11 protein-coding genes and 1 riboswitch are annotated in these 11,639 nt (G+C 70.6%); of the genes, 1 reads left to right on the top strand and 10 read right to left on the bottom strand.

What is annotated here, in order from left to right:
• The 8 genes from BJ961_RS08010 to rpsB all read right to left on the bottom strand — a co-directional run bounded on the left by BJ961_RS08010 (position 1) and on the right by rpsB (position 9,000).
• Entirely contained in the window at positions 1–1,707 is a 1,707-nt protein-coding gene (locus tag BJ961_RS08010) for an ABC transporter permease (protein ID WP_381157333.1), read from the bottom strand.
• Positions 1,683–2,768, bottom strand: a complete 1,086-nt coding sequence (locus tag BJ961_RS08005; RefSeq protein WP_271320605.1) for a thiamine ABC transporter substrate-binding protein — start codon at positions 2,766–2,768, stop codon at positions 1,683–1,685. Before BJ961_RS08005 ends, BJ961_RS08010 begins: the two co-directional genes overlap by 25 nt.
• A gap of 79 nt (positions 2,769–2,847) precedes the next feature.
• Positions 2,848–2,953: riboswitch (TPP riboswitch) on the bottom strand.
• Positions 2,954–3,003: 50 nt separating this feature from the next.
• Positions 3,004–4,134: a 23S rRNA (adenine(2503)-C(2))-methyltransferase RlmN gene (gene rlmN / locus BJ961_RS08000; protein ID WP_271320604.1), complete on the bottom strand. Its 1,131-nt coding sequence runs from the start codon at positions 4,132–4,134 to the stop codon at positions 3,004–3,006.
• Positions 4,135–4,290: 156 nt separating this feature from the next.
• Positions 4,291–5,424, bottom strand: a complete 1,134-nt coding sequence (locus BJ961_RS07995) for a phosphatidate cytidylyltransferase (RefSeq protein WP_271320603.1) — start codon at positions 5,422–5,424, stop codon at positions 4,291–4,293.
• Entirely contained in the window at positions 5,424–5,981 is a 558-nt protein-coding gene (gene frr / locus BJ961_RS07990; protein WP_271320602.1) for a ribosome recycling factor, read from the bottom strand. The genes BJ961_RS07995 and frr overlap by 1 nt, the downstream gene beginning before the upstream one ends.
• A gap of 177 nt (positions 5,982–6,158) precedes the next feature.
• Entirely contained in the window at positions 6,159–6,917 is a 759-nt protein-coding gene (gene pyrH, locus BJ961_RS07985) for a UMP kinase (protein WP_271320601.1), read from the bottom strand.
• 206 nt (positions 6,918–7,123) lie between these two features.
• Positions 7,124–7,960, bottom strand: coding sequence for a translation elongation factor Ts (gene tsf, locus BJ961_RS07980; protein WP_271320600.1), 837 nt, complete (start codon positions 7,958–7,960; stop codon positions 7,124–7,126).
• Between the two features lie 95 nt (positions 7,961–8,055).
• Entirely contained in the window at positions 8,056–9,000 is a 945-nt protein-coding gene (gene rpsB / locus BJ961_RS07975; protein WP_271320599.1) for a 30S ribosomal protein S2, read from the bottom strand.
• Positions 9,001–9,270: 270 nt separating this feature from the next.
• Here rpsB and BJ961_RS07970 point away from each other — a divergent pair, with 270 nt between their 5' ends.
• Positions 9,271–10,011 (top strand): murein hydrolase activator EnvC family protein, encoded by a 741-nt coding sequence (locus BJ961_RS07970; protein WP_271320598.1) that lies wholly within the window; start codon positions 9,271–9,273, stop codon positions 10,009–10,011.
• Here BJ961_RS07970 and BJ961_RS07965 read toward each other — a convergent pair.
• Positions 9,965–10,522, bottom strand: coding sequence for a TetR/AcrR family transcriptional regulator (locus tag BJ961_RS07965; RefSeq protein WP_271416990.1), 558 nt, complete (start codon positions 10,520–10,522; stop codon positions 9,965–9,967). The genes BJ961_RS07970 and BJ961_RS07965 overlap by 47 nt on opposite strands.
• Before the next feature lie 127 nt (positions 10,523–10,649).
• The gene (whiG, locus tag BJ961_RS07960; RefSeq protein ID WP_271320597.1) at positions 10,650–11,492 is read right to left on the bottom strand and encodes an RNA polymerase sigma factor WhiG; all 843 of its coding nucleotides are present in this window, start codon (positions 11,490–11,492) and stop codon (positions 10,650–10,652) included.
• Positions 11,493–11,639: the final 147 nt, after the last annotated feature.

Raw genomic sequence — 11,639 nt, 5'->3', positions numbered from 1 at the left:
TCAGAACTCCCCGCTCCGGTCGGTCCGCAGCCGCTCCAGCACCACCAGGGCCACCGCGCACACCAGCATCAGAATCGTCGAAAGGGCCATCGCCTGGCCGTAGTTCATGTCGCCCGGCCGGCCCAGCAGTCGCGCCACGGCGACCGGCAGCGTCGGGTTGTCGGGCCGCGCGATGAAGACGGTCGCGCCGAACTCCCCGAGCGAGATGGCGAAGGCGAACCCGGCCGCGACCAGCAGCGCCCGCCGCACCATCGGCAGGTCCACCTCGCGCCACACCCGCCAGGGCGACGCCCCCAGCACCGCCGCCGCCTCCCGCAGCCGCCCGTCCACCGCCCGCAGCACCGGCAGCATGGTCCGTACGACGAAGGGGACGCCCACCAGCGCCTGCGCGAGCGGCACCAGGATCCAGGACGACCTGAGGTCCAGCGGCGGTTCGTCCAGTGCGATCAGGAATCCGAACCCGACCGTCACGGCCGACACCCCGAGCGGCAGCATCAGCAGCGCGTCGAACCCGCGCACGAAGCGGCCCGCGTCGCGCCGGGTGAGCGCGGTCGCGGCCAGCAGGCCGATCGCCACGGCGATGGCGGTGGCGGCGACGGCGTACTGGAGGGAGTTGCCGATCGCCTCGATCGGCGGGACGAGGAACGCACCGCCGTCCTCGCGGGTCAGCGCCCGGTAGTAGCCGAACCCGGACGCGCCCAGCGACCGCCGGACCAGTACCGCGAGCGGCAGCACCAGCAGGACGGCGATGACGGCCAGGACCCCGGCGAGCAGCGCCCACTGCCCGGTTCCACGCGGCCGGCGCGCGGTCGTGGCCGCGTCCACCAGCCGGTGGGCCGTCTCGCGCCGCCGTACCGTCCAGGCGTGCACGGCGAGGATGGCGACGACCGCGGCGAACTGGATCAGCGTCAGCACCGCGGCCGTGGACAGGTCGAAGACCTGCGAGGTCTGGCGGTAGATCTCCACCTCCAGCGTGGAGAAGGTGGGTCCGCCGAGGATCTGGACGACACCGAAGGAGGTGAAGGTGAACAGGAAGACCATCAGCGCGGCGGCGGCCACGGCGGGCGCCAGCGCGGGCAGCGTGACCTGCCGCCAGGCCCGCAGCCGGGAGGCGCCGAGCATCCGCGCGGCCTCCTCCTGGCGCGGGTCGAGCTGCGACCAGAGGCCGCCGACGGTGCGGACGACGACGGCGTAGTTGAAGAAGACGTGCGCGAGGAGGATCGCCCACACCGTGGTGTCCAGACGCAGACCCCACAGCTCGTCCAGCAGCCCACCGCGCCCGACCAGTGCCAGGAACGCCGTACCGACGACGACCGTCGGCAGCACGAACGGCACGGTCACCACGGCCCGCAGCACCTGCTTGCCGGGGAAGTCGAAGCGGGCGAAGACGTACGCGCCGGGCAGTGCGATCAGCAGGGTGAGCGCGGTGGACGCCAGCGCCTGCCAGGTCGTGAACCACAGCACGTGCCGCACGTCGGAGCGCGCGAGCACGTCCCCGATCCGCCCGAGCTGCCAGACCCCGTCGACCTCCAGGCCGCGCGCGACGATGGCGGCGACGGGGTAGGCGAAGAACACAGCGAAGAACGCGACGGGCACGGCCATCAGACCGAGCCGCGCCGCGCCCCCGCGCGCGGTCCGCGCCCGCTTCACCGCCCGCTTCACCGCCCGCCCCTCTTCGTGGATCACTTCAGTACGAGCGAGGTCCACGACCTGACCCACTGGTCGCGGTTGTCGGCGATCTTCGCCGGGTCGAGGGTCTGCGGGTCCTTCGCCTGCGGACCGAACTTCGAGAACACCTCCGGGACCTGCGCGCCCTCCCGCACCGGGTAGACGAACATGTTCAACGGCATGTCCTCCTGGAAGGACTTGCTCAGCAGGAAGTCGAGGAGCGCCTTGCCGCCCTCGGGGTTCCTCGCGTTGCTGAGCAGGCCCGCGTACTCGACCTGCCGGAAGCAGGTGCCGTCGGCGACGCCGGTGGGGGCGGTGGACGGCTGCGGGTCGGCGTAGACGACCTCGACGGGCGGCGAGGAGGCGTAGGAGACGACGAGCGGACGGTCGCCCTTGGCCTTCTTGCCGCCGGCCGAGCCGGAGAACTCCTCGTTGTACGCCTGCTCCCAGCTGTCGACGACCTTGACGCCGTTCGCCTTGAGCTTCTTCCAGTAGCCCTCCCAGCCCCCGTCGCCGTACTTGGCGGCGGTGCCGAGGAGGAAACCGAGGCCGGGCGAGGAGCTGCCCGCGTTCTCGGTGACGAGCAGGTCCTTGTACGCGGGCTTGACCAGGTCGTCGAAGGACTTCGGCGGGGTCAGCCCGTGCCGGGCGAAGTACGCCTTGTCGTAGTTGACGCAGATGTCACCGGTGTCGACGGGCGTGACCCGGTGCTTGTCCTCGTCGGCCCGGTACGCGGGCAGGACGAGGTCGGAGCCCTTCGCCTCGTACGGCTGGAACAGGCCGTTGTCGAGGGCGCGGGACAGCAGGGTGTTGTCGACGCCGAAGAAGACGTCGCCCTGCGGGTTGTCCTTGGTGAGGACGGCCTTGTTGACGGCCTGCCCGGCGTCGCCGTCCTCCAGGACCCTGACCTTGTAGCCCGACTGCTTCTCGAAGGCGGCGACGACGTCCTTCGACACGGCCCACGAGTCGTGGCTGACCAGCGTCACGGTCTTGGAGTCCCCGGAGCCGCCGGCGTCGTCGGAGGACGATCCGCAGGCGGCCAGGGTGCCGACCATGCCGAGGCCGACGGCCAGGACACTGACCTTCTTGGTGATGCTCACTGAATTCCTCCTGGGTGACCAGGAGAAGACGCGGCCCCGCCCAGAACCCCTGGCGAGGGTCCCGGGCAGGGCGCAACAGCTCGAGTGGTGACCGATCTCCCTACCCAGAATGACCTGGGCCAGGTTCGGAGGGTCTGCGGCCGGTGCCGCACTCTCAGCGCTGTGGCGCTCCCCTGTCGGAATATGAAGATATGAGGGTGATGGAGTCGTACTGCCGACACTGACGCCGGTCAGGTTACCGCTCGCTCGCGGCGAGCTGACCACACGCCCCGTCGATCTCCTGCCCCCGGGTGTCCCGGACCGTCACCGGCACACCGTGCGCCGCGATCGCCTCGACGAACGCCTTCTCGTCCTCGGGCCGGGAAGCGGTCCACTTGGAGCCGGGCGTGGGGTTGAGCGGGATCAGGTTGACGTGCACGGGCTTGCCCCTGAGCAGTCGCCCGAGACGGTCACCGCGCCAGGCCTGGTCGTTGATGTCGCGGATCAGCGCGTACTCGATGGAGAGCCGGCGCCCGGACTTCGCCGCGTACTCGAACCCGGCGTCCAGCACCTCGCGCACCTTCCAGCGCGTGTTGACGGGGACGAGGGTGTCGCGCAGCTCGTCGTCGGGCGCGTGCAGGGAGATGGCGAGGCGGCACTTGAAGCCCTCGTCGGCGAAGCGGTGGATCGCCGGGACGAGACCGACCGTCGAGACGGTGATGCCGCGCTGGGAGAGCCCCAGCCCGTCCGGCTCGGGGTCGGTGAGCCGGCGGATGGAGCCGATGACGCGGTTGTAGTTGGCGAGGGGCTCGCCCATACCCATGAACACGATGTTGCTGAGCCGGGCAGGGCCGCCGGGGACCTCGCCGTCCCGGAGCGCGCGCATGCCGTCGACGATCTGGTGCACGATCTCGGCGGTCGACAGGTTGCGGTCCAGGCCGGCCTGGCCGGTGGCGCAGAACGGGCAGTTCATGCCGCAGCCGGCCTGGGAGCTGATGCACATGGTGACCCGGTCCGGGTAACGCATGAGGACCGACTCGACGAGCGTCCCGTCGAACAGTTTCCACAGCGTCTTGCGCGTGGTCCCCTCGTCGGTGGACAGGTGCCGCACGACCGTCATCAGCTCGGGCAGCAGCGCCTCGCGGAGCCCCTGGCGCGAGCCTGCGGGGATGTCGGTCCACTGCTCGGGGTCGTGCGCGTACCGCGCGAAGTAGTGCTGCGAGAGCTGCTTCGCACGGAACGGCTTCTCACCGATCGCGGCGACGGCCTCCTTGCGCTCGGCGGGCGTGAGGTCGGCGAGATGCCGCGGCGGCCGCTTCGCTCCGCGGGGTGCGGCGAAGGTGAGCTCACCGGGGGCTGGACGGGCCACGGTCGGACAACTCCTCATGACGGCGGGCCTGTGGCAACCCCCCGCGTCTGCGGGGACAACGGCAGGGCCATGCCGAAGCCAGGAGACCTCACTGGAACACCCCCGCATCGGCGGGGATACACGGAAAGGCCCGCAGCAGACGCCGCAGGCCCTTTCCATGCTACCGGATGCCTGTCAACCCGACCCGACGAAGATCACCAGCAGCAGCCACGCGACCGGCGCCGTCGGCAGCAGGGAGTCCAGACGGTCCATGATGCCGCCGTGGCCCGGCAGGAGGGTGCCCATGTCCTTGATGCCGAGGTCGCGCTTGATCATGGACTCGCCGAGGTCGCCCAGGGTGGCGCTGACGGCGACGGCGAGGCCCAGCAGCAGGCCCTGCCACCAGGTGCCGTCGTCGATCAGGAAGTGCGTGCACAGCGCGCCCGCCACCATCGCGAACGCCACCGCTCCCAGCAGGCCCTCGCGGGTCTTGCCGGGGCTGATGCGGGGGGCGAGCTTGGTCCTGCCGAACCGCCAGCCGACGGCGTAGGCGCCGGTGTCGCTGACGACCGTCAGTATCAGGAAGACCAGGACGCGCCACTCGCCGTCGTCCGCCATCAGCATCATGGCGACGAACGTGGCCAGGAACGGCACGTAGAACGCGGCGAACAGGCCCGCCGTGACGTCCCTGAGATAGCCCTCGGGCGGCTCGGTCATCCGCCACACGAGGACCGCGAGCGCCGTGAGCGCCATGGCGACCCACGCGCCCTCGGCGCCTCGCGCGTACCCGGCGACCACCATCGCGGCGCCGCCGATCGCGAGCGGCACGAGGGGCGCCTTGATGCCCTTGCGCTCCTCCAGCCGCTCGGTCAGCTCCCACAGCCCCACCACGACGGCGACCACGACCACGCCGACGAAGACGGCCTTCACGAAGAACAGCGACGCGACGATCACCACGCCGAGCCCGACACCGACCCCTATCGCGGCACCCAGGTCGCGCCCCGCGCTCTTCTTCTGCGGCGGCTGGGACCGCGCCGGCTGCGGGGCGTCGGGCATGGGCTCCGGATTCTGCGGCACCGCCGCATACGGCTGCACCGACGGGTTCTGGTCGTGATACGAGCGGGGGCCGCCCGGTCGAGCGGTCCCCTGGTCGTCGTCCTGGTCTCCGCCGTGTTCGGGTACGTCGGGCACGATGGGCATGGGGCGAGTCTGCTGCGCGTAGGGCACATCGTAGGCGGGACCCGCCGGGGCAGCGCCCTGGACGGGTCCCTGGTCGGGCGGCCCCCAGTACCCGGCTTGTGGCGGCGCTCCCCAGGAAGAGTCGTTCATCAGACCTCGAGCAGCTCCGCTTCCTTGTGCTTCAGGAGCTCGTCCACCTGTGCGACGTACTTGGCGGTGGTGTCGTCGAGCTCCTTCTCCGCACGGCGGCCCTCGTCCTCGCCGACCTCGCCGTCCTTGACCATCTTGTCGATGCCGTCCTTGGCCTTGCGGCGCACGGAGCGGATCGAGACCTTGGCGTCCTCGCCCTTGGCCTTGGCGACCTTGATGTAGTCGCGGCGGCGCTCCTCGGTCAGCTCGGGGAACGTCACCCGGATGATGTTGCCGTCGTTGCTCGGGTTGACGCCCAGGTCGGAGTCGCGGATCGCCTGCTCGATGTTGCGCAGGGCGCTCTTGTCGAAGGGGGTCACCACGGCCATGCGCGGCTCGGGCACGGAGAACGAGGCCAGCTGGTTGATCGGCGTCAGCGCGCCGTAGTAGTCGGCCACGATCTTGTTGAACATCGCCGGGTGCGCACGACCGGTGCGGATCGCGGCGAAGTCCTCCTTGGCGACCACGACGGCCTTCTCCATCTTCTCCTCGGCCTCGAGGAGGGTCTCTTCGATCACCACTTGCTCCTGCGTGTCTTGAGTAGGCCCGGCCGCTTCCCCGACGGGTCGACGGCCGGCTGCGTCGCGTTCTTCCTGCACGGTTCCCGACCGGCGGGACATTGTCCATCCCCCGGCCCGGCCCCGCCCCGTGCGTCCCCCGGACAGGTGGCGTCCGCGGACAGGGGTGTTCTCCGGTCAGTCCCGGCTGTCTTGGTCACCCACAAGCGTGCCGATCTTCTCACCCTTGACGGCACGGGCGATGTTGCCCTCCTTCAGCAGCTCGAAGACCACGATCGGGAGGCTGTTGTCGCGGCAGAGCGTGACGGCCGTGGCGTCGGCGACCTTCAGGTCGCGGGTGATGACCTCGCCGTACCCGAGCGCGTCGAACTTCACGGCGTCCGGGTTGGTCTTCGGGTCGGAGTCGTAGACCCCGTCCACGCCGTTCTTGCCCATGAGGAGGGCCTCGGCGTCGATCTCGAGGGCGCGCTGGGCGGCGGTGGTGTCGGTGGAGAAGTAGGGCATGCCCATGCCGGCGCCGAAGATGACCACGCGGCCCTTCTCCAGGTGGCGCACGGCGCGCAGCGGGATGTAGGGCTCGGCGACCTGGCCCATGGTGATGGCGGTCTGCACCCGGCAGTCGACGCCCTCCTTCTCCAGGAAGTCCTGGAGGGCCAGGCAGTTCATCACCGTGCCGAGCATGCCCATGTAGTCCGAGCGGGCGCGGTCCATGCCGCGCATCTGCAGTTCGGCGCCGCGGAAGAAGTTGCCGCCGCCGATGACGATCGCGATCTGCGCGCCGTCCCGGACGACGGCCGCGATCTCGCGGGCGATGGCGTGCACCACGTCGGGGTCGACGCCCAGGCCCCCACCGCCGGAGAAGGCCTCTCCGGACAGCTTCAGCATGAAGCGGCCGCGTACTTTGCCGTCGTCGCTCTTCTCGGCCATGGTGGTCATGGAGATCTCGCCTCTTTTACGTGGGTCACACACACGAAGAAGGCCACTGCCGGTGGGGGCGTGTATCGCATCCCATACGCGGCAATGGCCTCCTCGTCAGATCTGCTGTCGTCCGCCGCCACGCGCGCGTACGCAACCGCACACGCGAACGGCGCCGACGACTGCCGTCGACCCTACCGGGGTCGCGCGTCCGTCGCGGTACGGACTCAGATGCCGACCTTGATGCGCGAGAAGCGCTTCAGGGTGACACCGGCCTCGTCCAGCACCTTCTGGACGGACTTCTTGTTGTCCAGGGCGTAGGGCTGGCCGAGCAGGGTGGCGTCCTTGAAGAAGCCGTTGAGGCGACCCTCGACGATCTTCGGCAGGGCGGCCTCGGGCTTGCCCTCGGCGCGGGTGGTCTCCTCGGCGACGCGGCGCTCGCTCTCGACGACCTCGGCCGGAACGTCCTCCTTGGAGAGGTACTTCGGCGCGAAGGCGGCGATGTGCTGGGCGACACCCTTGGCGATCTCGGCGTTGGGCTTGTCCAGCTCGACGAGGACACCGATCTGCGGGGGCAGGTCGGGCATCGTGCGGTGCATGTACGCGGTCACGAAGCCGCCGGAGAACTGCGCGAAGCGGTCCAGGACGATCTTCTCGCCGAGGTTGGCGTTGGCCTCGTCCACGTACGCCTGGACGGTCTTGCCGGCCTCGATCTCGGAGGCGAGCAGGGCCTCGAGGTCGGCCGGGGCGGCCTTGGCGACGTGCTCGGCGATGGCCTTGGCGACGTTCTGGAACTTCTCGCCCTTGGCGACGAAGTCCGTCTCGCACTTCAGCTCGACGATGACACCCGAGGTGTTGTCGTCGGCGATGATCGAGACGACGGCGCCGTTCTCGGCAGAGCGGCCCTCGCGCTTGGCGACGCCCTTCTGGCCCTTGATGCGGAGCGCCTCGACGGCCTTCTCGACGTTGCCCTCGGCCTCGTCCAGCGCCTTCTTGCAGTCCATCATGCCGGCGCCGGTGAGCTCACGGAGCTTCTTGACGTCGGCGGCGGTGTAGTTCGCCATGATTCCGGAATCTCTCTCGAAGTCTGAAGATCTACGGGCCGGACGGCGGGGGCTTCATGGGCCCCCGCCGTCCAGAACCCGAAGGTGGTGAGGGGTCAGGCCTGCTCGGCGTCCGCGGCCGGGGCGTCGGCGGCGGGCGCCTCCTCGGCGGGAGCGGCCTCGGCAGCGGGGGCCTCGGCGGCCTCAGCGGCGGGGGCCTCGGCAGCCTCGGCAGCAGGAGCCTCGGCGGGCTTCTCGGCGGCCTCGGCGTCGTCCTTCTTCTCGGCCTTCTCGCCCTCGAGCAGGTCGCGCTCCCACGCGGCGAGCGGCTCACCGGCGGCCTTGTCACCCTTGGCGCCACCGGCGGCACCGGAGCGGGCGATGAGGCCCTCGGCGACGGCGTCGGCGATCACGCGGGTGAGCAGGGTGACGGAGCGGATCGCGTCGTCGTTGCCCGGGATCTTGTAGTCGACCTCGTCGGGGTCGCAGTTGGTGTCGAGGATGGCGACGACCGGGATGTTGAGCTTCCGGGCCTCGCCGACCGCGATGTGCTCCTTCTTGGTGTCCACGATCCAGACGGCGCTGGGCACCTTGGACATCTCGCGGATACCGCCGAGGGTCTTCTCCAGCTTGGCCTTCTCGCGGGAGAGGACCAGCAGCTCCTTCTTGGTGAGGCCGGAGGCGGCCACGTCCTCGAAGTCGATCTGCTCGAGCTCCTTCAGGCGCTGCAGGCGCTTGTAGACGGTCGAGAAGTTGGTGAGCATGCCGCCCAGCCAGCGCTGGTTGACGTAGGGCATGCCGACGCGGGTGGCCTGCTCGGCGATGGCCTCCTGCGCCTGCTTCTTCGTGCCGACGAACATGACCGTGCCGCCGTGGGCGACGGTCTCCTTGACGAACTCGTAGGCGCGGTCGATGTACGACAGCGACTGGAGCAGGTCGATGATGTAGATGCCGTTGCGCTCCGTGAAGATGAAGCGCTTCATCTTCGGGTTCCAACGACGGGTCTGGTGACCGAAGTGGACGCCGCTTTCCAGCAGCTCCCGCATCGTGACGACGGCCATGGCCGTATCTCCTTGATTTTCTCGGTTGTGCCGCGCGAGCCGGACGGCTCCCGCGCCTGACGCCCGGATGCGCCTGCCCTGAGGGACCGAGGGGCGCTGACACGGACCTTTGCGGGCCTCGTGTCGGGGCGTGCGAAGTCGACCCGGTGACCCGGATCGCCACCAGAAGTGTACGGGACCCGCGGGGCACCGGGTGACGCGGCTGTCCACAACCGGGGCGCGGTCCACAGGTCCGGGCGGGGACCGGCCCTGGTGCGGGACGGTGCTCGCATGCGAACGAGGCGATGTGTGAGTGCGTGCACCTGGCTGGTACCGCTGCTGACCGGCCTGACCTTCCTGGCTGCGGAGCCACCGCGCCCGGCTCCGGCGGCCTCGGCGGCGACGGCGGTTTCACCGGCCTCGGCGGTTTCAGCTGCTTCGGCGGCGACGGCGGCTTCGGTGGTGGCAGCCGACTCCGGCCGGGCTGTCCCGGATCCGGCTGTCCCGGATCCGGCGGTGCCGGCCGTGGCCCGCCACTGGCCGGTCGGCGACCGGCCCGCGGTCCTGCGGGGCTGGGAGCCCCCGGCGACCCCGTACGGGCCGGGCCACCGCGGCGTGGACCTCGCCGCGGCGGACGGCGTCCCGGTGCGGGCGGTGGCCGCGGGCCGGGTGTCGTTCGCGGGACCGGTCGCGGGCAGGGGCGCGGTCTCGCTGGAACTGGCCGGGACGGGGGTACCACCCCTGCGGACGACGTACACGCCGGTCGAGGCGGTGGTGAAGAAGGGCGACGAGGTCTCGGCGGGCGAGGTTCTCGGCACGGTGGAGCCGCCGGGCCCGCATTGCACGTCCTGCCTGCACTGGGGCCTGCTGCGGGGCGATGTCTATCTGAACCCGCTGTCCCTGCTCCCGCCGTGGCTGCTGGACGCGGGACCGTCGAGACTGCTGCCGGTCCTGGGGGTGCCGCTGCCCGGCGGCCGTACGCAGGTCAGCCCCGCACGCCTCGCAACGCCATGGAGACCGCCGCCTCCGTGATCGCCGTGGGCTCCTCCGCCGCCCCCAGCTCGATCCGGCGCACCGCCGCGTCCACGACGCCCTGGAGGAGCATCGCCGCCAGCCGCGGCTGTGCGTGCCCCATCTCCCCCAGCGCCTCGACGATCATCGCGATCAGCCCACCGTGCGCGGCACGGATCTTCTCCCGCGCGCCGGCGTCCAGCTCGCTCGCGGAGATGGCCACGACGGCCCGGTGGCGCCGGTCCCCGACCAGGTCGAGCTGGGTGCGCACATAGGCCTCGACCTTGGCCTCGGGTGCCGTCTCGCCTTCCATCGCGGCCTCGACCTCCGCCGCCCACACGGGGAAATCGACGGCGCACAGCTCCTCGACGACGGCGGCCCGCGACCGGAAGTACTCGTAGACGGACGACCGGGCGAGGCCCGTCCGTTCGGCGAGGGCGGGGAAGGTCAGCGCCTCCGTTCCGCCGTCGGACAGCAGGGAGCGTGCCGCGTCCAGCAGGGAGGCACGCTGCATCGACCGGTGCTCGGCCACGGAGGCCGCTCGAATCCTTGGCACGTCACCACTTTACGGACGCGCCACGCCGAACGGGAGTCACTCACCCGACCGCCCGCCCGCCGGCCGGGTCACCGGCAGGTCTCCTGGTCGACGTACGGCCAGGTCAGCGGCCGAAGCCCGCCAGCTTTCCGCGCAGTTGCAACACCGACTTGGTGTGGATCTGGCTGACCCGGCTCTCGGTCACACCCAGCACGTTTCCGATCTCGGCGAGCGTGAGGCCCTCGTAGTAGTAGAGCGTGACGACGGTCTTCTCGCGCTCGGGGAGCGTGTTGATCGCCCGGGCCAGCAGCCGCCGCAGCTCCCGGTCCTCGGCCACCTCCACCGGGTCGTCGGCGGAGGTGTCCTCCAGCGTGTCCATCAGGCTCAGCCGGTCGCCGCCCTCGCTGCCCGCGTGCAGCAGCTCCTCCAGTGCCACCACGTTGGCCAGCGACAACTGGCTGAAGACCGCGTGGAGGTCCTCCACCGCGATCCCCATCTCCACGGCCACCTCGGTCTCCGAGGGGGTGCGGCGCAGCCGTGCCTCCAGCGTCGCGTAGGCACGCTCCACGTTCCGCGCCTTCTGCCGCACGGACCGCGGGATCCAGTCCAGCGCCCGCAGTTCGTCGATCATGGCGCCGCGGATCCGGGTGATCGCGTACGTCTCGAACTTGATCTCGCGGTCGACGTCGAACTTCTCGATGGCGTCGATCAGCCCGAACACCCCGGAGGAGACGAAGTCGGCCTGCTCGACGTTGGGCGGCAGCCCCACGCTGACCCGGCCCGCCACGTACTTCACGAGGGGCGAGTAGTGCAGGATCAGCTGTTCCCGCAGCCGCTCGTCGCCGGTCGCCTTGTACGACCGCCACAGCTCGTCGAGCGTCGAGGGGGCGGACGGTCGCACGCTGCCACCGTCGCGGGCGGCTGGGGGGATCGCCGCCCGGTCGGACCCGGAGGTGTGCTGGGGCATTCGTCGCCTAGTGCCGTTCTGCCGTGATGTGGTGTGCCTGAGGCCGCCGGTCTGCTCTCTGTCGTCGCCTGCTGTCGGCCGTCTGCGTGGGGGGCAGTCGTGAGCGTAGCGTGACTGGACCGTCGCGGTGTGCGAAGGAGGGGATGG

The organism is Streptomyces lienomycini, from assembly GCF_027947595.1.
Taxonomy (GTDB): Bacteria; Actinomycetota; Actinomycetes; order Streptomycetales; family Streptomycetaceae; genus Streptomyces; species Streptomyces lienomycini.
Note: the sequence above shows the minus strand (reverse complement) of the source record. Positions and strands in the feature narration are given on the sequence as shown.